Origin of the sequence: Paenibacillus algorifonticola, from assembly GCF_000971975.1 — a bacterium.
Classification (GTDB): domain Bacteria; phylum Bacillota; class Bacilli; order Paenibacillales; family Paenibacillaceae; genus Pristimantibacillus; species Pristimantibacillus algorifonticola.
The window spans coordinates 1-21675 of record NZ_KQ040782.1 but is presented as its reverse complement, the minus strand read 5'-3'; the positions used below and the strand labels follow the sequence as shown (position 1 = coordinate 21675).

The following is a 21675-nucleotide window of genomic DNA, read 5'->3' as shown; positions in this document are numbered from 1 at the left end:
GCCGCCGCTATAGCCGACAAACGAGTGAGTGGGGATGACTGCCGCATGAGAAATAAAATTTATCCGTTTTACTTTGCTTTAGGCACAGTCGGCGTTTATTTTATCTTTTTCGTCGTGCCGGGGCTAATGGGCTTCTATTATTCGCTGACGGATTGGAACAGCTACTCGGATACGATTACCTTCATCGGATTGGATAATTTCAAGACGCTGTTTTCATCGGGTGAAAATTATGTCAGCTACATTATCAATACGTTGAATTTTACGGCATCGACCGTTATTTTAAAAACGGCTATTGGCCTCCTGTTCGCACTCATCCTGAATGAAGGCATCAAGCTCAAGGGGTTTCACCGCGTTATGATTTTTATGCCATCCATCGTGCCGATGCTCGTCGTCGGCCTGATTTTTAAATCGATTTTGAATCCGGCGACGGGGCTGTTGAATGAAGCGCTCAGATGGCTGGGGCTGGATTTTATGGCGCAAAAATGGCTCGTCGATGCGAACTGGGCTTTCAAATCGATTATCGGCGTCGATACGTGGAAGGGTGCAGGCTACATTATGATTATTTTGCTAGCTGGCTTGCAGTCGATATCCCGAAGCTATTATGAAGCAGCCGAAATCGACGGAGCGAACAGCTGGCATAAGTTCAAGTACGTGACGCTCCCGCTGCTCATGCCGGCGCTTGTCGTGACGACGGTGCTGAATCTGCTGCATGGTCTGAAAGTGTTCGAGGCGGTCTACGTTTTGACGAACGGCGGGCCGGGCTATGCGACAGATGTGCTTTATACAGCGATTTTCAAAGAATTTTCGATGGGCCGTTACGGGGTTGGAACCGCTCTGTCCTCGTTGCTCTTTCTGTTCATGACGATCGTCGGTTATTTTGTCATCCGCTTGATGGCGAGAGAGGAGGGGCGTGACCAATGACCCCTAAATTTGTCCAAAAGCTGGCGCGCAACGGCATCGCTTGGCTGCTCAGCCTGTTTACTTTTTTACCGCTGTATTTGATTATTGTTAACTCGCTGAAAGATCAGATGGGTGCAAGCTCCATGAGCATTGCGCTGCCGAAGGAGCTGCATTGGAGCAATTATTCCATCGTTGTGGAGCAGGGCAAGCTGCTGCAATCTTTTTTGAACAGCCTGCTGTATGCGGTCGGTTCAACGGTGCTGGGCATAGCGCTCGCTGCGATTGCCGCTTATATTTTTGCCCGCAATCAGTCACGGCTTAACCGGTTTATGTATTTCTTCGTCATTTTGGGCATTGCGATGCCGATTAATTTTGTTACCTTGACGAAGGTAATGCAGTTCACCCATTTGATTAATACGCAGCTCGGCATGGTCATTTTGCTTGCCGTCATGTCGATTCCCTTCAGCGTCTTTCTCATTTATGGCTTCGTTGGCTCGGTGCCAAGGGAGTTGGATGAAGCGGGCATTGTCGATGGCTGTTCACCGCTGCGCCTGTTTTATTCAATCGTGGCGCCGCTGCTCACGCCCGTTATTGTAACGGTCGGCATATTGAATTTTATGGGCGCGTGGAATGATTTTGTGCTGCCGCTCTATTATTTGAATGACTCGAATATGTGGCCGATGACGCTTGCCGTTTATAATTTCTTCGGCCGTTTCTCGGTGAACTGGAATCTCGTCTCCGCCGATATTGTGCTGACAACTTTGCCGGTCATCATCATTTATTTGCTCGGTCAAAAATATATCATTTCTGGCATGACCTCCGGCTCGGTGAAAGGCTGATGAAAATGATGTAAACGCTTGCCCAGCAGGGGGGAAGGAGGATCGCTATGTTTTTCCATGATCTGAAGCTTGAGACGGAGCTGATCATTGAGCACCGCATCGATAATCTCGTGGAACATGAGCTGCATATGCATGATTTTCTGGAAATTAATGTGCTGCTGCAAAATGAGTCCCGCTTCCAGCTATTGGATCGCGAATATACAGGAGATGCAGGAGACGTTTTTTTGTTCCGGCCTTATGCCCCGCACTATAATTTGGCCAAAGACGCAGAGAAGCCGATCGAATGGATTATGGTGCTGTTCTCGCCGTCGATCGTCCGGTTGATTCCGAATGGCTATCGACTGCTGTTTCCTTTTTATACCGAGGAAGCTTGTCCACATATTCCGGCTAGCTCTGAATATGCAAAAGGCATTCAAGCTGCTGCCAGAGCTGCCTATGAGGAACAGGAAAAAAAGGAGCCGGGCTGGGAATCCGTACAATTTATGCGGTTTATTGATATTTTGGTCCATGTGTTTCGTTACGCGGTTTCCTGTTCCGCTGGGCAAGGCGAGAGGGCACAAGAGGTGGACGAGGGTGTCGCGCCTGTGGTGGAGCATATTTTGCGTCACATTACCGAGGACATCGATGTCCGAGAATTAATTGAAATGTATGGGAGAGGGAAAACGTATTTTTATACCCATTTCAAGCAGGCGGTTGGTGTCACGCCTAATCAATTTATTCACCGGCTGCGCCTGCAAATCGCGATGCATCTACTGAAGACGACGAGCAAGTCGATTACGGATATTGCCTTTGAGTGCGGCTACAATTCCATTCATTACTTCAACAAACATTTTAAGCAATATAGTGAAGTTTCGCCGCGGGAATTTCGCAAAGTAGCGAAGCAGGCGATGTAGCGGCAGAGAGTAAAAGCGAATGAAGGAGGGCTACCATTAGATGGAGAAGGAAAAAGAGGGCTTAGAAGCTTTACAATTGAACAGGAAAGCGCAGGAGCAGGAAAGGTTGGACAGCGCCCAGCGTGCAAAGTGGTTTACCCATGACCGCTTTGGCATGTACATTCATTGGGGGCTGTATGCGCTTGGCGCTAGGCATGAGTGGATGCGGTCCAGAGAGTTTCTCAGCAATGAGCAATATGATAAATATTTCAAGCATTTTGATCCCGATTTATATGATCCTGAGCTTTGGGCCGATCTTGCCGCCGAAGCGGGCATGAAATATATGGTCGTTACTGCCAAGCATCACGAGGGCTTCTGTCTGTGGGACACGAAGCTGACGGCCTATAATGCGATGAATAGTCCGGCAAAGCGGGATTTGCTGCGGCCAATGCTGTCTGCTTTTCGCGATCGCGATATTCGCACGGGCTTGTATTATTCGCTGCTCGATTGGCATCATCCGCATTATACGGTAGATGTGAAGCATCCGCTGCGCTACAATGAGGCGTTTCTGGCACAAAGCAAGGAGCGGGATTTTGCCCAATATGTGGAGTTTCTGTTTGGCCAGACGAAGGAGCTGCTCAGCGAATATGGCAAGGTTGATGTGCTGTTCTATGACTTCTCGATTGCGGCTGAGGCGGGCTTCGAGGGCAAGGGCAAGGAGGCGTGGCAAAGCGAGCGGCTTGTCCGCATGATTCGTGAGCTGCAGCCGAACATTATGCTGAATGACCGCCTGCAAATTGCTGGGGATATTACGACGCCGGAGCAATATCAGCCGCGGGAGTGGATTAAAGTGAACGGGGAACGTGTCGTCTGGGAAGCCTGCCATACGTTCAGCGGCTCATGGGGCTATTACCGCGACGAGGAATCGTGGAAAAGCATCGATATGCTCGTGCAAATGATGATTGATACCGTAAGCAAAGGCGGCAATTTGCTGCTGAACGTCGGGCCGACGGGACGAGGCGAGTTCGATGAGCGCGCGGTAGACCGTCTGAAGGGAATTGGCGTTTGGATGCGGCGGCACAACCGTTCCATCTATGGCTGTACGGCAGCGCCGGAGGAATACGCCTGTCCCCAGGATTGCCGTTTTACGTATAATCCGTCAACAAACAGGTTGTACTTGCATGTGTTCAGCTGGCCGTTTAAGCATTTGCACCTATACGGCTTCTCCGGCAAAATCGCCTATGCCCAGCTGCTGCATGATGCTTCGGAAATTCGCATGGTGCAGGGAGAGCAGGAAATGACGATGGAGGCGGGCGCCTTTAACGAAGGGCGGGCCGCCGATACGCTGACGCTTGAGCTTCCAGTGAAAAAACCGAATGTCACCGTTCCCGTTATTGAACTGTTTCTAGCATAATCCCGGCGGGCTTCGCAATGAGCCCGTTGTCGTTGTCAAAGCACTAATGGATAGGGAGTAGAGTTAAGGCAATGCGACAATAGCATCCACTTCAATTAGCCATTCTGGCAAGCCAAGTGATTGGACGCCCAGATAAGTGCTGGCCGTGATAGGCCATTCTGGACCGAACACCAAGGCACCCGCCTTGAACACGTCTTCAATCAGCTCGGGGCGATGATTGACGACATGTATTTTCATTTGCACCATATGCTCCGGCCCTGCTCCTGCCGCTACCATGGCGAGCTTGATATTTTTGAATACCTGAACGGCTTGCAAGCCCAGGTCTCCTTGTCAAACTAGATTCCCATCGCTGTCGACGGCGACCTGACCGGATATAAATCCGAGTTTGGAGGGCGAAGCGACGACGACCTGGGCGATTAAATTGCTGAACGTGCTTGTCAGTGTTTCCGGGTTAAGCTTGTGCAGGTGCATTTGTTTCACTCCTTTGAATGATCGTTCCTTTGGATTATTGTTTCCAATGAAACAATAATATGCAGGCGCGTTTCAAATGACATTCGAACAGCCCAGCTTATAGTAGTGCAGGTCATCAAGCTCCAACCGACCACCGACCAATTGAAAAAGCGCGTACCGATTGAGTATCGGCACGCGCTTCGAAACCTTTTATATAGCCGGATAACGCTCCTATAATGTTCGGTTCAAATAACGCAGCACAACTACGCCTACTTATCCCATTACCGCATCGATGAATTTTTCCAGTGCGGTCGTATCCGTAATATTTTTATTGCAATCATGGCTTTTGGCGCACATGTAATTTCCGACGGCTTTGTAGTAGTCGGGGGATGTGCCCGCTGGCCTTTTTTTCGTTATGGCGGAAAATAAAGCAAGCTCCTCGAACCGATTGCACACAAAGCAATAGTTTTTCTTGTTCGTCGGGTTGTAGCGGCCTTCGACGCCAACAAACTGCCCGTTTACCGGATAAACGATAAACAGCTTGTTGCTCGCGATATCGATCCAGCTTAAATAAGTGACATAGCGATAGTCGATAGCGGCTAGATCGGGCAGCTTAAGCTTCTTATTTTTGGGAAAAAGCTTCTGGATTTGCTTGGCTGTAATGGCTGGAAACTCCGTCAAATAGGCCTCCAGATCACGCAAATACTTGGCAAAATCCTCTTTCGTCCGCAGTGTCGAAACGGTCTCAAGCATTTGCTTCTGCTCAGCGGTTGCGCCTGGGAACATCTCCATAATTTTGGATTCTGTCGTATATTTAACGGACTCCAAAATTTTCAGATCGGCAACCGTGCCAAGCGCATGCTGCAAAATGCCGGCTTGTTTTTTTATCACATTATATTGATGGTTTCTAATAAATGGTTCACGCATTTAGGTTCAGCCCCTTATTTGTTTAGATCATGCAAAAAATAAGGTGCAAAGCCAAGTATTAGAAACGACATAAGCGTGGCTGGGCGATGACGTATCAGCTATGAGTACGCCCATGCAAAGTATCGCTTCTAAAACAAGCTCTGCAGTGGGCTGTGCCAATCCGGCAATCTCGTATTGCCATCCATACCGACCCCCTTTTCATTGAATTACCGTTTATTATAATCAAAAAAATCTCCTTTCTCAACAGCAAATCCCACGCGCAGCTTCAGCTAAAACAGGCACTGCTAGCCATAAAGCTCTATATTTAGTGTAAACCCGCCCTGATCCCCTTTGTGAAAATGAACCTCCTTATCCCCGAAGCGCTGGGCCCAGCAATCGGGCTGACCGAGAAACGGGCGGGCAAGCTCCGCTGTTTCTTCGCTGAGAAAGTCGCAGGTTGGCTGCCAAACACCGCCGCCATCAAAGGTGCAGCGCTGCTTCCATGCTTCCGGAAGCAGCCACTGCGCAATGAGAACGACCGCGCCGGCAACCTCGGCGCGCCGCCGAATGGCTCGGAGCGTACCGGAGGACAGCGAGGTGCCTGCCGCGATAATCAGCTTGGCCCCAGCAAGATGCGGCTCGGTCACAAACTCATCGTAAACGAGTACATGGTGCAGCGGGAAAAATAACGGGTGAACCGCGGCAGCAGCATCTGCCGGCGGCAGCTGCGCTCCATCCCATAGCGGAAAACGCTCGGCGGCGATGCTGGCTTTCAAGCGATGGCGTGGGAAGGAATAGCCGGGAATGTGCATGCAGCTGCCATGCGCTGGAATGCTGCCATGGCTGAGCAAATACCAAACGTGAAAGATGCTCTGGCTCTCCTGCGGCATCGCAGCCGTCAAGCTGCCGAAGGGACGCTCATTTTGACCATAGTTGCTGTCGTCCGAGTGGATGAAGGCAATGTCGGCAGTGGCATCCATGTGGCTGTAGGAAAGCGGATGCGCAGGAACAAATTCCTGCCTGAACTGCTGCCATACTTCTCCAAACGCGGTTTGATGAAAGCGGCGGCCGTCGAAGCGCAGCAGCGCATCAACATTTTCAACAAATAAATGCGTAGGACTCATGAAATAGCCCATTTGGAGAGCGGATGCGAACTCCTCCGGCGAATGGCCGGGAAATCCTGGCGTACGAATCGGCCATTCGCCGGCATCCGGTCCCCATAAATCGGCGCACAGCCATAACGGGCGATGATATTGCTTGGCTGCGCCGAGCGCAGTGGCGAGCTGGAGCGACTGAAACGACTCCTTCATTATTTTTGGACAAAGCGCCATTCCTCCCCGCGCCTGGGCGTGGAACAAGACGGGAAATACCTGCTCGGAAATGAGCGGAATGTGTGGAGTGGGGGCTGGCTGATGGCTTTGCGGCAGCGGCGGCAGGTGAAGCGTCTGCTCGCTTAGGAGCGAGCGGACATGGGCTTCGCGCTTCGCTACCGCGGCAGTCAAGCCCTCGCGCAAAGCGACGAGAGAGCTTGGCCGCACCTGGGCTGTTTCGGAGCTTCCCCAATGCGGGAACCAGCCATCCTTGCGATACTGCCCTGCGTTGATTTGCAAATGCTCAGGCTCATCATAAAGAAGCCCAATGAGCAGCCCTGTTTGTGCTGCGAGCCGGATTTGCTCGTCTGGCACATCGTAGCGATTCGTGCCCTCCACCCAAGGGCCATTAATGTTGCCATACTCATTGCCGAGGCAAAGCTCCATTCCATAGGCCAGCATATCCGCCAGCAGCTCCTCATGGCCCTCTAGGCCGGGGAACACATGATGCACATAAAAATCGGCCTGCAGCTGCTTGAGCTGTTCCATAAAAGCTTTCCTTCCGGGTGCCGGATCCTGTGAAGGATAGATTTGTCCTGTCCCCGTGCGCATATAATGCTCTGAAGCCGTCTGCGCCCAAGGGTCCTGCCAGCCGATGACCGTTCCTTGTATGCCGAATTTCATAAGCCGCATTCTCCTTTATCTGTCATCCAATTTTTAGCTGGCTCTATTTTAACATGATGGAGTAAACGCTTTCTTTTCTAAATAGGCGGGCTGGTTTGCAATCTTGTTCATTTCGATTGGTGAGCAGGAGCGCTGGCTTTTTGAACAAAATCGCAAATAAACGCCCTTGTCCAGACAAGCGGGGCGCGAGGCGCTTCGCTATACTTGAAGAGAAGCGGGAGCTGCAGCGTGCACGCAATCAGCAGCCTTTTACAATTCGACAATGAGCAAAGGATGCGTGATTCAGATGACAAAACAGCGGTATCGGTTGGGCGTAATTGGGCTTGGGGAAGGGCGCAGCATTATGTCGGCGGCATTGGCGAGCGAGCGGTATGAGCTGACAGCGGTTTGCGATCTAAATGTGGAGCTTTGCCAGCAGCGGGCGGAGGAATTCGGCTTTTATGGCTGGACAACGAAATATAGCGACTTATTGGAAAATCCACATATTGATGTGATTGCGATATATACGCCGGACCAGCTGCATTTGACTCATATCCGCCAGGCACTGGAGGCAGGCAAGCATGTCATTTGCACGAAGCCGCTGCTGCCTTCCTTGGAGGGCGCTCAGGAGCTGCTGGACATCATGAAAGGGACAGACAAACGTTTATTTGTGGGGCAAAGCTCGCGGTTTTTCGAGCCGATGCTCCATCAGCGCAGCGATTACGATCAGGAGCGGCATGGTGCTCTCCAAATGGTGGAGGCGCAATATATAACCGATGGACGCTGGTTTCTTGAAAAAGATTGGAGCCGCCAAAAAGGCTTTAGCTGGATGTACGGCTTCATGATCCACGCTGTTGATCTCGTTCGCTGGTATTTGCCCGGCGTTACGGAGGTTGTGGGCTTCGGCCGCAGCATAGATGAGAATGCCACTGGCAATGGCACAGTAGACGCTTGGGATTCGCTGCGTTTTCTGCTGCGCGATGAACAGGGGCGAATAGCGCAAATTTCCGGCAATTATACGATGCCTACATTAGGGCAGGAGATCGAGCCATCCATTAGCTGCGTGCTGCGTGGCACGAAAGGCATCTCGCGTGCGGAATATCCGAATTTGAGCTACCATACGCATTTTGCCGAGCAAGGGAAGGCTTCTTATTCCTATGACGACAGGCATGATTACTATTTCCGCTTTGAAGGCAAGAGCCACCATGCAGGCGAATATCAGAACTACATTGAATATTTCGCTGATTGCTTAGATAGCGGCGAGCTTCCGCTTCCTGATTCTTCAGAGGCTATACACACACTTGCACTGATGGCTGCAATGGAGCGCAGTGCAAGCGGCGGAGGCAAGCTTGTGCGCATTCAGGACATCAAAGACGAATTCGGCCTTGCGTAGCAATCCGAAGATGGAAGGAAGTAAGGAGACTGAAAGAAGTGTGGGTGGGCGATACAGCATGACACATGGAGGGGGAAGCATGAAGCTAACATATGACAAGCCGGCCTGTAAATGGACGGAAGCGCTTCCTATTGGCAATGGTCGGCTTGGCGGCATGGTTTTTGGCGGCGTTGATTTGGAGCGTATTCAGCTTAATGAGGATACGCTTTGGTCGGGAAGTCCGCAGGATTGGAATAATCCGCAAGCGTTGGCGGCTTGGGCAGACATACGTCGCTGTATTAAAGAAGGCGATTACGAAGAGGCCGAGCGAATAAGCAAAGCTTCGACAATGGGGCCTTATACGCAAAGCTATATGCCGCTTGGCGATGTTCAGCTCCGCTTTTATCATGGACAGCTGACGGAAGAATATAGGCGCGAGCTGGATATGGCAAACGGCATCGCGAGAACGGTGTATCGCATTGGGAAGGTCGTCTATACACGGGAAGTGTTTGCTTCGCATCCCGATCAGGTGATCGTCATCCACCTGACCGCAAGCGAGCCGGGGAAGCTGAGCTTCAAGGCAGGTCTCAGTAGCCCGCTGCGCAGCCGCACCGCTCCTGTACGTGACGGTTTGCTGCTTTCCGGCTATTGTCCGGAGCAGGTTTATCCGAATTATTATGAGACGGATGAGCCGATTAGGTACGGGTTTGCAGATACGACGACCGCTATGCGTTTTGCGGCGCTCCTAGGCATCCGGATCAATGGGGGCTCGTGGTCGGCGGATGCAGATGGGCTTCATGTGGAAGGGGCTACTACGGCGACACTTTATGTCTCGGCCTCGACCAGCTTTAATGGCTATGACCGCTGTCCAGGGACAGATGGCAAAGATGCTGTGCTGGCGGCGGGCGCCTATTTGACAGCGGCCGCGGCGAAGCCATTCGAAGCGCTGCTTCGTGCGCATGGTGACGATCATCGTACGTTATTTGGCAGAGTTGCTTTTCAGCTTGCAGGCTCCAGCTTGCCCGAAGGCTATCCGACGGATCAAAGAATCGCCGAATATGGCGCAACTGATCCCCATCTCGTGGAGCTGCTGTTTCATTACGGACGTTATTTAATGATCGCAAGCTCCAGGTCAGGCACGCAGCCGACGAATTTGCAAGGCATATGGAATCAGGATGCGAGGCCGATCTGGAGCAGCAATTATACGCTTAATATTAATACGCAAATGAATTATTGGCCTGCGGAGCTCTGCCATTTGGCCGAATGCCATGAGCCGCTGCTTGATTTTATTGCCGATTTGTCCGTAACGGGGCAGGCAACCGCGGAGATTAATTATGGCTGCCGGGGCTGGACCGCCCACCATAATTCCGATATATGGCGGCAATCGGCGCCACCAGGCGATTACGGGCATGGCAATCCGCTATGGGCGAATTGGCCGATGAGTGCCGCTTGGCTCTGCCAGCATTTATGGGAGCATTATCGCTTTGGCGGGAATATCGGCTATTTAGCGCAGCGGGCTTATCCGGTTATGAAAGGCGCGGCGCTGTTTTATTTGGATTGGTTGGTCGAAAACGAGCTGGGCATGCTCGTGACCTCACCCTCCACCTCGCCGGAGCACCGCTTCAAGCTGAAGGACGGGCGAATGCCCGCGCTGAGTGTTGCTTCGACGATGGATATGAGCCTCATTCGCGAGCTGTTCGAGCATTGCTTGGCGGCATATGAGCAAATTTGTGCTTATGTAGCTGCCAAAGGGGAAAGCTGCTTGGAATCGGAATGGGAATGGGAATCGGAAGAGGAAAGGTTGTTTTTGCAGCAATTGGAAGCTGCTCTTCCTAAGCTGCTCCCGGCAAGCATTGGACAGCATGGCGGGTTGCAAGAATGGTCGGAGGATTATGAAGACGAGGATCGTTTCCATCGTCATGTATCCCATCTATACGCGGTCTATCCGGGCGATGGCTGGTCAGCGGAAAGCACGCCGGAGCTGTACAACGCAGCCCGCATCGCCTTGGATCGGCGCGGTGACGGAGGAACAGGCTGGAGCCTCAGCTGGAAGGTCAATCTATGGGCGAGGTTCGGAGATGGCAATCGTGCTTATGCGCTAATCAAGCGGATGCTCACGCTCATTCCGGATGACGGGGTTATGGATTTTGAGCGGGGCGGCGTTTACGCTAATTTGTTCGATGCGCATCCGCCCTTTCAGATTGATGGCAACTTTGGCGTAACGGCCGGAATAGCTGAGCTGCTGGTGCAATCGCATGCTGGCAGACTGCATCTGCTTCCCGCGCTGCCAGATGCTTGGCCGGAGGGCAGCGTCAGCGGCTTGCGCGCCCGCGATGGCTTTGAGGTGGCCATCGCCTGGCATGCTGGCAGGCTGCAAGCGGCGGAGCTGCTCGCGCACAGCAGCGGGCCCTGCTTGCTGTATGCCGGGGCCGCGCTGCGAATCCAGATGCAGGGCGAAGAAGGCACACTGGAGGCAGAGGAGCATATGCCGCTGCATTATTATTTTCAGGCGGAGCAGGGTAAAACGTACGTTATTCATCCGATATGAGCTGGTGAATGAGCGGCTTGAAGATTTGAAGGAGTTGATGGGAGTATCCATATATAAGAATAGCAATGACGTACAAGCGATGAACCGCTTTGTGCGTCTTTTTTTGTAAAAAGCTCAGAAGGCAGCTTCGTTTTTTGCATATTTGCTTGGCGCGGTTTTCACCCCATTCCTTAGCTGCACAGCGATCCAGCCAGTGGCGCAGTAAAAAGCGAATATGCTATGATCGATAGGAATAGGGAAGAAGGTTGTGAGCATATGGATTTATTTTCTTATCAGGATGCGGAGACACCGCGGGCGAGGCTGCTTGCCGATCGGATGCGGCCGGAGACGTTGGATGAATATATCGGGCAAGAGCATATCGTTGGAGAGGACAAGCTGCTGCGCCGGGCGATTGAAGGCGACCAAGTGTCGTCCATTTTGCTGTACGGCCCACCGGGCTGCGGCAAGACGACGCTTGCCAATATTATTTCCAAGCGGACAGCGGGCGAGTTCGTTAAGCTGAACGCCGTTGACGCTTCGGTGAAGGATGTGCGTGAGGTCATTGAGCAAGCGCGTCTGAGCAAGACGATGTATGGCAAAAAAACGATTTTGTTTCTCGACGAGGTGCATCGCTTCAACACGGCAAGACAAGATGCGCTGCTGCCAGCGGTTGAGCAGGGCATCATTATTTTTATTGGCGCGACGACGGAAAATCCGTTCCACCATGTAAATGGGGCGCTTCTGTCACGCTCGACGCTGTTTCAATTGGAGCCGCTCGGTCCGCAGCATGCGCTGGAGTCCATGAAGCGGGCGCTAGCGGATAAAGGCCGCGGGCTGGGCTTTATGGAGCTGCACTGCGACGAGGAGGCGCTGGCGCATATCGCGAATATGGCAGGCGGCGACATTCGCCGCGCTTTAAATGCGCTGGAGCTGGCCGCAGTGACGACGCCTTCTGAGCCGGACGGCTCGGTACATATTACGCTGGAGGTCGCGCAGGAATCGATACGCAACCGCTCGGTCAAAGCGGATCAATCGACGCAATACGATGTGCTGTCTGCGTTTCATAAAAGCGTTCGCGGCTCCAGCGACGCGGCGCTGTTCTGGTTTTTGTACGCGGTGGAGAAGCTTGGCATGGACCCGATGACGTTCATCCGCCGGCTGATTGTCGCCTGCAGCGAGGACATTGGACTTGCGAATCCGCAAGCAATGGTGCAGGCGGTGACGGCGATGGACGCCTACCACAAAATCGGCTGGCCGGAGGCGAAATACAATGTGTCGCAAGCGATATTGTTCGCGGTCGAAAGCCCGAAATCGAATGCGACGGCGATGGCAATCGGCAAGGCGATGACGATAATGGAGGGGCTTGGCGCAGCCGAAGTGCCGCTGCATTTGCGCGATACCCATTATAAAGGCTCGGCGCAGCTTGGTCATGAAGGCTACAAATACCCGCATGATTATCCGGGGCACTATGTGCAGCAGCAATATTTGCCGGACAAGCTGCGGGATATGAGCTTTTACCAAGCAACCGAGCAGGGCATGGAGGATAAAATCCGGCAAAACCAAGAGCTGCGGAAACGTGCGAAGGGGAAGAAATAGGGGAGCGGCAACAAGGAAAAACTTAATTTTGCGATTTAATTTGAGTAAACAAAGTAGATTATTACAGGGAGTACAAGTTGAAAGCATAATTATTTAAATTAGAAAAAAGATTCTACATAAACAGTAGAATCTTCAGATTGTCGAGAAACCCTGCGTCTTGTCTCAAGGCGATGGGGTTTCTCTTTGTTTTGGGGATCTAAATGAAGATTAAAGGAAGGGGAACTCCCTATGTAGCCCTCCTTTCCAAGTGGAGGGCGATCTTCTTCATGTTCTGCACGACCGTGGTCATCAGCGCTTGCTCCGTTGCATTGCGCAGCCCCCGCAACCGGCAATAGCGAAACCCATGGAACTGTTTAGCATCCGCGAAGCTTCGCTCAATCGTCTCTTTTCGTTTTCGGTACAATCTTTTGCCTGACTTGCTGAGGCGGTTTAAGCGCACTTGCTCCTTACTGTCTTCCCAGATGTGGCGGGTGACGATCTTTTTCTTATTGCGAGATCGCGTACACTTTTCCAGCACGGGGCAAGCGGCACACTGCTTTGGATCCGAAGCATAATGTCGGTACCCGTGACGATCCGTCGTGCGGTACACCAGTTCCTGCTGCTCGGGACATCGGTACACGTTTCGCTCTGCCTCATACGTGAATTTCCATTTCGGGTACAACCCTTGCGTGGGATGAAATCTGCGATGGGCGATGACACCAAAGATTTTACGTTCTTCCCGTCCTTTGCAAATCGGTGTTGTCAGGTAGCCTGAATCTAAAGCCACCGCTTCTACTGCAAAACCAAAACGTTTACGCTGACGATCTAATCGAGAGAGGTACGGGACAGAATCATGGACATTCCCTGCGGTTACGAAAACATCGGTAATGAGGTTGTACTTTACATCGACGGTACGATGATCCAGATAAAAGAAGCCTTCTGGCTTGCCTTCGCGATACATATATCCGCTGTCTAGATCCGTTGTGCTCACCTTCACTTCCTTGTCCTCGTTCACCTCCTCTCGTGGTTTTAGCGCTTTTTTCCTTGTGTTTTGCGATCGGTTTCAACGGCAGCATTTAACTCATCCAGATAATCTCTTGTGTTTTGCTGCACTTGTACTTTCGTGTATTTGTTTTTGCTCGCATTCGCTTTGACGTGGGTCGAATCCGAAACCAGTACACGGCCGCCGACCATGCGATGCGTTATGGCTTGCAGCACAATCTCATCAAAGATGTCTTGAAAAACGGAAGTATCTTTAAATCGTGTACGCCGGTTCCAACTGATCGTCGTGTGGTCCGGCACGCGATCCGTTAATCCCAGACCTAGAAACCAGCGATACGCGAGATTCGTTTGCACTTCGCGTTCAAGCTGACGTTCGGAACGAATGCCGTAGAAATAGCCCAGAAAGATCATCTTGAAAAGAACAAGCGGATCAATGGCTGGACGCCCATTGTCTTGTGCATACAGATGCCGAACCTTTTCATCAATAAAGGTAAAATCGATGTATTTGTCGATCTTGCGAAGCATATGATCAGCAGGCACTAGATCTTCAATGGAAACGAACTCGTAACTTTGTTGTTTTTCTTGATTAGAACGCAGCATGGGACGACACCTTCCGTTCGTATAAGTTACTATGATTATATTATAGTAACGCGGTGTCGTGTTAAACCAAATACTTATAAAGAGGGCTGTCGAGACTTTCTCGACAGCCTGGACAGTCTTATTTGACTGTTCTTTTTTCTTTAGTTTATTATTATTTTGAGGTGATTAAAATTTATTATATTTGGTTGTTTGTTTCTTTTTTAGTATCTGTATGGATGGTATCTTATTACCCGAATTACAATGAAAATGAGTTTGTGCTTTTTACTGATATTACAACCATATTGTTTTTTTTACCTGGTTTTTTTCTTATGTTTCATTCTATACTCGTACAACTATTGCTATTAATAGTGAAAAAAGCAGGGGCAATAGCTCCATTAGCGATTATACTTTATATCCTGAATATAGTGGTCATATCTTTTATTACTAGTTATTCGAGTATCTTTTTGAATATAGCCATTTCTATTGTGTGCTCATCACTATCCATCATTCATTTTTTTATTTCACTGTATTTAAAAAAGCGTTTAGGCAGTGGGAAAGCAAAGTTATGATTTAGCCCACGGCGAATTCATGAACCCATATTTTCCTATGTAAATAGATTTCGCGAATCACAGCACTTCAATTGAGTCACTGCTCTCACTTAATGCGGCAACCGCTAATGATGAAGAAACATTTGGACCTAAAACATTCAAGATGCGTTAGATGCAGTAATTGAGTTGGTGGTTTACGTATGGTTACATTTCATCTTGTATGAGTTAATGTCGTTAGAACCATTATAGCTATGTAGTCATAGTAAAGATAAGCTATACGGTGATATTGATTTCGTAAACTGTGACCATGGAAAATATTTAATAAAGCCACGCAATGCAGACGGTATAACGGTTGATTTCTCACAAGAGAATTAGGGATATATGATTTGTATCGAAAATGTCTGTAAGTACGCTTGAAAGAACCAAAATTTGAAGAGCCAATGTTCCGTAAAATGTGGAATGTTGGTTTTTTTATTGAGCTAAAATGATTATGAGTGTACTTATTATTGTAAACAGAATTAGACAGGTGCATCGCTTCAACACCGCAAGGCAGGATGCGCTGCTGCCAGCGGTTGAGCAGGGGATCATTATTTTTATTGGCGCGACGACGGAAAATCCGTTCCACCATGTAAATGGGGCGCTTCTGTCGCGCTCGACGCTGTTTCAATTGGAGCCGCTTGGCCCGCAGCATGCGCTGGAGTCCATGAAGCGGGCGCTAGCGGATAAAGGCCGCGGGCTGGGCTCTATGGAGCTGCACTGCGACGAGGAGGCGCTGGCGCATATCGCGAATATGGCAGGCGGCGACATTCGCCGCGCTTTAAACGCGCTGGAGCTGGCCGCGGTGACGACGCCTTCTGAGCCAGACGGCTCGGTACATATTACGCTGGAGGTCGCGCAGGAATCGATTCGCAATCGCTCGGTCAAAGCGGATCAATCGACGCAATACGATGTGCTGTCTGCGTTTCATAAAAGCGTTCGCGGCTCCAGCGATGCGGCGCTGTTCTGGTTTTTGTACGCGGTGGAGAAGCTTGGCATGGACCCGATGACGTTTATCCGCCGGCTGATCGTCGCCTGCAGCGAGGACATTGGACTTGCGAATCCGCAAGCAATGGTGCAGGCGGTGACGGCGATGGACGCCTACCACAAAATCGGCTGGCCGGAGGCGAAATACAATGTGTCTCAAGCGATTTTGTTCGCGGTAGAAAGCCCAAAATCAAATGCGACGGCGCTGGCCATCGGCAAGGCGATGATGATAATGGAGGGGCTTGGCGCAGCCGAAGTGCCGCTGCATTTGCGCGATACCCATTATAAAGGCTCGGCGCAGCTTGGTCATGAAGGCTACAAATACCCGCATGATTATCCGGGGCACTATGTGCAGCAGCAATATTTGCCGGACAAGCTGCGGGATATGAGCTTTTACCAAGCAACCGAGCAGGGCATGGAGGATAAAATCCGGCAAAACCAAGAGCTGCGGAAACGTGCGAAAGGGAAGAAATAGCCGTTTGAGGGACAGGATGGCAACCTTCTTATGCAAGCCTTCGTCTGAAGGGCAGGAGGTGGGCCTGATGTTGAAATACGCAAGTTTAGTTTTGCTTGCAGGCTGCAGCAGCAACAATCAGGTTCAATCAGGGCACTCGCCAGTTTCGGAACCTGCACCAATCGTAAAGGAAGCGGACCCAGCAGCTATAACGGAAACGACCGGAGCTTTGGAAAGTGTGTTTCCAAAGGTCGAAGAGCCTTATCTAGCGGAGCAGGCGGCTGACAATGGAGACGTTGTAAATGTTCATGGACGTTATTACAATTTGGACAAATGGGACGCTTTTATAGAAAATATAGCGCTTAAGCAGTCGGGCAAGGTTCGGCTTACGGAGTATACGATAGAAGGCGATCCTATTTTTTATGAGTTAGTTTATAATGGGGATGCGATCCTATATACCTTTGACAATGGAATGGATGCGTTTGGCTCCGATTTAGGCAGGCCAAGCACGATCTGCGCGAAGGAATAGGAACGAAGCAGACGGATCGTGGGGATGAGGTCTACACTTTACACGGGTGCGACCAAGCTGACACGGCAGAAACCTTTTTCTGGGCCGCCGACCCGGATCCCGCAAAATAACACCAAACAAAGGAGCTGTATAAACCTATGAAGCTGTTAACATTTACGGAGCAAGGTGCAGAGCGTTTGGGAGTAAAGACGGAGCAAGGCATTCTCGATGTGGCGGCAGCCAGCGTAGCTTGTAAAGGCAGTGCATCCGTACCTCAAAATATTCATCAGGTCATTGAAGGCGGGGAGGAGGCCGTTGAAGCCCTTCACCGTCTGGCGGACGAAGCGATAAGCCGTGCGGCTGAGCTGGGCCCGGTGTTTCTCGATGAAGCGGAGCTGACGTTTGCTCCCTGTGTGACAAGCCCTGGGAAAATCCTTTGCATAGGCCTGAATTACCGCAAGCATGCGGAGGAGTCCAATGCGGCTATTCCCGAGGTGCCGATTTTGTTCAGCAAATTCAGCAATACGCTGGCTGCCCATGGAGAAGCGGTGCCGCTTCCCATTGCCTCCGAGAAGGTAGATTACGAGGCTGAGCTAGCGATTGTCATCGGCAAAGAAGCGAAGCATGTGACGGAGGAGGAAGCGCTCAGCTACGTATTCGGCTATTGCGCTGCCAATGATTTGTCGGCTCGCGATTTGCAAATGCGGACAGGCCAGTGGCTGCTTGGCAAAACCTGCGACAAATTTGCGCCGCTCGGTCCTTATCTCGTAACAGCGGACGAGGTCGGAAATCCGAATGAGCTGGACATGAAATGTATCGTAAACGGCGAGGTGCGCCAGCACTCGAACACGAGCGATATGATTTTCAGCTGCAAGGAAATCGTCAGCTATGTTTCGCACCATATGACGCTGTCGCCGGGCGATGTCATCTTGACGGGTACGCCTGAAGGCGTCATGCTCGGTTATCCGGTGGACAAGCAAAGCTTCCTCAAGGCAGGCGACCGCGTTACAATCGAAATTGAAAAGCTCGGCAGCTTGACGAGTCTTATGGTTCGGGAACAATAATTGCAGCATGGCACTCCATATATTCATAAATTCAATCCTGATTTCAATAAAGCAATAATGAATGCAATAAAAAAGCAAGGAAGCCTAGGCTAATGCCGCCAGCGTCCTTGCTTTTTTTGCTATAAAAATGATAAGTGCTTCTCCAATCCAATGCTTCAGGCAATCGCAAACATGAGTGCGCCGTAGCTAAAAGCAGCAGCCAGCAGCCCCATCGCAAAAGCAGGCAGCAGCTGTTCGCTGCGGTACATCCGGAAAAAGCCGACAATCATAACAACAGCTGATGCAAGCAGCAGCCAGCTATCAAGCCCAAGTGAAAAATGAAGCGTAATATCAGGGCTGAAGCTGCCTTTATAAATCGTTGTGAACAGAGAAGAAGGTGCTGTTGTTTGCAGCGTCTCCTTCACCTCATGCGGCGGAGCCTGCTGGCCTAGCACGCTTGTGGCGATAAAAATCAGCAATGCGACGATGCTTTCTGCCTTAAACCAAGGGAGCGGACGGAAAGCAGCATTTTGCTTGAGCTTGTTTTTGTAGCCAAAGCCGTTCGTATACGCAAGCAGCAGCAGCGGCAGCAGCAGTAAATGCTTGATCAACAGCATTTGCCCGTAAGGCAGCATCCAGGCGTTAACGTATTCTGGCGTCGTAAAGGTCATCAGCGTAATGCCCGCTGTAATGGTTACGAAAAAACAGCCGAAGGCAAGCGTTGAAAACCATGATAAAAACGGCTCCCAATGGCTCTCGTCCTTCGAGAACCAACTGGTCGTAATGACAATGCCGAGCCAAATGGTGACGGCTATAAAGTGGGCGCTATGAATAACGGTCCCTTTCAACCCATACAGCGACGAGGCGTGGCTGGCATAACCGAGCCATACGGCAAGCAGCAAGGTTATGAACAGCCCAACCTTCGGCATATGGCGGTCCTGCCGGAAGGACTTCATTCCGAGCAGGACGGACAAGCCGAGGGCGCTAAGCAGCGTCCAAATGAAGGCTTTGCCTGCTACGGCATCGAGCAGCAGGCTTTTCATCATTTGCCCATAGCTTAGTTCGAAATCGGCGGCGAAAGTACGTGCCGTTTGATCAAGCGGAACAAACGAAAGCACAGGGATAGCGAGCGCGCAGGCAAGCAGTAAGCGATCAGGGACAACAACCTGTGGACGCTTGCCCTCCGGCACGAGACGCAAAGTAAATGCGCCCATTAACAACGCAAAGCATACATACAGAAGCGTCTCGCTCAAATAAATCATTTTTTACGTTTTCTCGCAGCGGCAGCGATAACGGCAATGAGCAGAATGACGACGACAATAATGATAACGCTCGTTGTTGAGCTGCTGTCTTTTCCCTCCGTTTGGGTGGCAGTGTCTGCTGTTGGCGAAGCGCTTGCCGCAGGGCTTGCTGTTTCTAGTGCGGGTGACTCGGTAGCCGTCGCATCAGGTGTTGAAGAGCTTTCAAGTGAAGGGGATGCTGATGCAGGCTGTTCGGTTGCAGCAGTTTCCGGCGCATTGACAGTGAAGCTGTAGTCGCCTTCAATCGCATGACCGTCAGCGCCGATAATCGCCCATTTTAACGTGTATATCCCGTTCTCCAGCGCCGTTGGAACCGCACCGCTCATCGTTTTTCCGTCTACAGTGACCTCATCGGTGGCGATTTGCTCGCCAGCGGCGTTCAAAAGCTTAAACGTGCTGAGCTTCTCAATGTCAGTATTGAAGGAAAGGGTAATTTGAGAAGGTGATGCGGTTACCGTCTCGTCTACGGCAGGTGTGGATTGCTCGATTTTGGAATGGGCAAAAGCTGCACCGGGAACCAGCCAAATAACAGCCAGCATAATTAGAATGATACGTTTCATGTTGTTCCTCCTTATAAGCTAAAGCTTAAGTGTGTTGAAGCAAGATGTTAGCATTATATCAGATATTGGGGTGTGACAAACGGCCTGCCTTGCGGCAAATTATAGGCGACTTTATGAACTTTTGCAAAAAAACGCTAGGTCTATGCTGAATAATGTACGGACTACGTCGAATACACATAATTACCGTCACTGAAAACGGCGAGAGATGGACGAGGGGGTGCGCCTACCGTCACCGGAGCACTTTCTGGGGCAGGGCAGGCGAAGCCGCATTGGGTGAAACGATTCAGTTTGTGTTGTTTGTAGGGTTATTGTTGGCTAACGGTTTTTTCGCGGCGGCGGAGGCGGCCATGCTGCGTTTACGGTCCGATCAGCTGCAAAAGCTGTATGGCGGGCGCCGTTCATCAAAAAGAGCAGTTGTTTCTGCTGCGATGCTTCGCGAGCCTCGTACTTATTTAACCGCCTGCCAGCTTGGAATAACAGTCGCCTCGCTTGGGATAGGCTGGATGGGTATTCCGGCATTCCGCCTGTTCTTCGGTTCATGGCTGGATGGAATGAGTGGGCGAGTCCCCATCGCTCCAGTTGTGGTGGAAGTGTGCGCTGTAGCAGCCGCTTTGCTGCTGGCAGCCGTGCTGCACAGCGTTTGCGGCGGACTCGTTCCGAAGGCCATAGCGGGGCGCCGCGCGGAGCTGGTCGTTGCGGCCGCGGCTGCACCCTTGTTTTATTTTCATAAAATGATGTATCCGGTAGCGCGGCTGCTAGACGTACTGTCCAACTGGATGGTTAAGGATGGTGATGTCCGGGTGGGCGCAGGCTCAGTCCATGCGTACTCCAGTCAGGACATTCGACTGCTGCTCAAGGAAAGCAAGCGTTGCGGACTCATTCATCATACGGAGCTGCTGCTTGTTGATAATATTTTCAAATTTACAGAAACCCATGCGAGAGAAATTATGATTCCCCGCCGGGAGGTCATCTGCTTGTACGCCCAGCTATCGCTTGTGGAAAATAAACAGATGGCGCTTGCGGAAATGCATACGCGTTATCCCGTCTGTGAAAGTGACAAGGACGATATTATTGGCTTTGTCCATATTAAAGATTTATGGAAGGATGCGCAGCATACGCTGACCGATATCCGCCAAATTTTACGCCCGATTCTGACGGTGCCGGAGTCGATTTTTATTCGGGAGCTGCTTGGACAAATGCAGGAGAGCAAATCGCAAATTGCGATTTTAATAGATGAATATGGCGGGACCTCAGGTATCGTGACGCTTGAAGACATTATGGAGGAAATCGTCGGTGAAATTCAGGATGAGTTTGACGAGGAACGGGCGATGATTGAGCAGCTCGGCGAAGGGAGCCACTCGATTAGCGGCATGATGCTGATTGAGGAGGTAAACAGCTGCCTCGGCACGAATATTAGCTGTGACAACTTTGATACGATTGGCGGCTGGATGTATGCCCAGCTGGAAAACCTGCCTCGCAAAGGCAACAGTGTAAAAGAAGCAGGCCATTTCGAGTTCGTCATCGAGGAGACGGATCATTACCGCATTTCCCGCATTCGCGTGAGCCGGCTTGCTGCGTATCCTTCACACAAGGAGAAAGAGGGTTTGAAGGGCGACGCTGGAGACGTTGATGGCAAAGGAACGGGGACATAAGGGCGCTGCGTGTATAAAGCGACGAGTGGAGTGGAAAACATCAGCAACATGGAACGGTCCAATAAAAAAAGGAACCTTCTCCTCTAAAATGTACCCTATAAGATGGATACTTTAAAAAAGGTCATCTTGTAGGGTCTTTTTTTGTGTACAATAAATAAAAAAACGAGCGGCGGTCGA

Annotated in this window: 18 protein-coding genes and 1 pseudogene; 12 read left to right on the top strand and 7 right to left on the bottom strand. The window is 50.9% G+C overall.

The genetic code is table 11. The features are described 5' to 3' along the window. The first annotated feature begins 45 nt into the window (after positions 1 to 45). The 4 genes from WH37_RS04265 to WH37_RS04250 are packed head-to-tail and all read left to right on the top strand — an operon-like array spanning position 46 to position 4025. A complete protein-coding gene (locus WH37_RS04265; protein ID WP_046229336.1) occupies positions 46 to 921 on the top strand; it encodes a carbohydrate ABC transporter permease in 876 nt (291 codons plus the stop codon). After that, entirely contained in the window at positions 918 to 1739 is an 822-nt protein-coding gene (locus WH37_RS04260) for a carbohydrate ABC transporter permease (RefSeq protein WP_046229335.1), read from the top strand. Before WH37_RS04265 ends, WH37_RS04260 begins: the two co-directional genes overlap by 4 nt. Positions 1740 to 1786: 47 nt before the next feature. Next, positions 1787 to 2632 (top strand): AraC family transcriptional regulator, encoded by an 846-nt coding sequence (locus WH37_RS04255; protein ID WP_046229334.1) that lies wholly within the window; start codon positions 1787 to 1789, stop codon positions 2630 to 2632. A gap of 40 nt (positions 2633 to 2672) precedes the next feature. Beyond that, positions 2673 to 4025 carry an alpha-L-fucosidase gene (locus tag WH37_RS04250; RefSeq protein ID WP_082110653.1) on the top strand — a complete coding sequence of 451 codons (1353 nt, stop codon included), beginning with the start codon at positions 2673 to 2675 and terminating at the stop codon, positions 4023 to 4025. A 63-nt stretch (positions 4026 to 4088) separates the two neighbouring features. On the opposite strand, the gene WH37_RS36300 is transcribed toward WH37_RS04250, so the two are convergent. From WH37_RS36300 to WH37_RS04235, 4 genes are all read right to left on the bottom strand, one after another. Continuing rightward, entirely contained in the window at positions 4089 to 4340 is a 252-nt protein-coding gene (locus WH37_RS36300) for a RidA family protein (RefSeq protein ID WP_231594119.1), read from the bottom strand. Positions 4341 to 4355: 15 nt separating this feature from the next. Beyond that, positions 4356 to 4496, bottom strand: coding sequence for a hypothetical protein (locus tag WH37_RS36295; RefSeq protein WP_231594118.1), 141 nt, complete (start codon positions 4494 to 4496; stop codon positions 4356 to 4358). A gap of 252 nt (positions 4497 to 4748) precedes the next feature. Beyond that, on the bottom strand, positions 4749 to 5402 hold the full coding sequence (locus WH37_RS04240; RefSeq protein ID WP_046229333.1) for a FusB/FusC family EF-G-binding protein: 654 nt from the start codon (positions 5400 to 5402) through the stop codon (positions 4749 to 4751). A 284-nt stretch (positions 5403 to 5686) separates the two neighbouring features. Then, positions 5687 to 7375, bottom strand: a complete 1689-nt coding sequence (locus WH37_RS04235) for a hypothetical protein (protein ID WP_231594117.1) — start codon at positions 7373 to 7375, stop codon at positions 5687 to 5689. 140 nt (positions 7376 to 7515) lie between these two features. On the opposite strand from WH37_RS04235, the gene WH37_RS36975 reads away from it, so the two are divergent. The 4 genes from WH37_RS36975 to WH37_RS04220 all read left to right on the top strand — a co-directional run bounded on the left by WH37_RS36975 (position 7516) and on the right by WH37_RS04220 (position 12849). Further along, entirely contained in the window at positions 7516 to 7641 is a 126-nt protein-coding gene (locus tag WH37_RS36975) for a hypothetical protein (protein WP_269431268.1), read from the top strand. A gap of 20 nt (positions 7642 to 7661) precedes the next feature. Beyond that, on the top strand, positions 7662 to 8747 hold the full coding sequence (locus WH37_RS04230) for a Gfo/Idh/MocA family protein (RefSeq protein ID WP_046229331.1): 1086 nt from the start codon (positions 7662 to 7664) through the stop codon (positions 8745 to 8747). 79 nt (positions 8748 to 8826) lie between these two features. Next, a complete protein-coding gene (locus tag WH37_RS04225) occupies positions 8827 to 11274 on the top strand; it encodes a glycoside hydrolase family 95 protein (protein WP_046229330.1) in 2448 nt (815 codons plus the stop codon). A 255-nt stretch (positions 11275 to 11529) separates the two neighbouring features. Further along, positions 11530 to 12849, top strand: coding sequence for a replication-associated recombination protein A (locus WH37_RS04220; RefSeq protein ID WP_046229329.1), 1320 nt, complete (start codon positions 11530 to 11532; stop codon positions 12847 to 12849). 226 nt (positions 12850 to 13075) lie between these two features. On the opposite strand, the gene WH37_RS34415 is transcribed toward WH37_RS04220, so the two are convergent. Continuing rightward, positions 13076 to 14430, bottom strand: a protein-coding gene (locus tag WH37_RS34415; protein WP_156182221.1) for an IS1182 family transposase whose coding sequence is annotated in 2 segments (ribosomal slippage) — positions 13076 to 13863 and positions 13863 to 14430 — 1356 coding nt in all. Because the reading frame shifts where the segments join, the coding sequence is not laid out codon by codon here. 1050 nt (positions 14431 to 15480) lie between these two features. Here WH37_RS34415 and WH37_RS04205 point away from each other — a divergent pair. The 3 genes and pseudogenes from WH37_RS04205 to WH37_RS04195 all read left to right on the top strand — a co-directional run. After that, positions 15481 to 16455, top strand: a pseudogene (locus tag WH37_RS04205) (AAA family ATPase); the annotation flags it as partial. 67 nt (positions 16456 to 16522) lie between these two features. After that, on the top strand, positions 16523 to 16963 hold the full coding sequence (locus WH37_RS33335; RefSeq protein WP_052736801.1) for a DUF4362 domain-containing protein: 441 nt from the start codon (positions 16523 to 16525) through the stop codon (positions 16961 to 16963). A 137-nt stretch (positions 16964 to 17100) separates the two neighbouring features. Further along, positions 17101 to 18006 (top strand): fumarylacetoacetate hydrolase family protein, encoded by a 906-nt coding sequence (locus tag WH37_RS04195; RefSeq protein WP_046229327.1) that lies wholly within the window; start codon positions 17101 to 17103, stop codon positions 18004 to 18006. A gap of 155 nt (positions 18007 to 18161) precedes the next feature. On the opposite strand, the gene WH37_RS04190 is transcribed toward WH37_RS04195, so the two are convergent. Next, a complete protein-coding gene (locus WH37_RS04190) occupies positions 18162 to 19247 on the bottom strand; it encodes a copper resistance D family protein (RefSeq protein WP_046229326.1) in 1086 nt (361 codons plus the stop codon). Then, a complete protein-coding gene (locus tag WH37_RS04185; protein ID WP_046229325.1) occupies positions 19244 to 19846 on the bottom strand; it encodes a copper resistance CopC family protein in 603 nt (200 codons plus the stop codon). The genes WH37_RS04190 and WH37_RS04185 overlap by 4 nt, the downstream gene beginning before the upstream one ends. 269 nt (positions 19847 to 20115) lie before the next feature. Here WH37_RS04185 and WH37_RS04180 point away from each other — a divergent pair, with 269 nt between their 5' ends. After that, positions 20116 to 21498 carry a hemolysin family protein gene (locus WH37_RS04180; RefSeq protein WP_063838001.1) on the top strand — a complete coding sequence of 461 codons (1383 nt, stop codon included), beginning with the start codon at positions 20116 to 20118 and terminating at the stop codon, positions 21496 to 21498. The last annotated feature ends 177 nt before the right edge of the window (positions 21499 to 21675 follow it).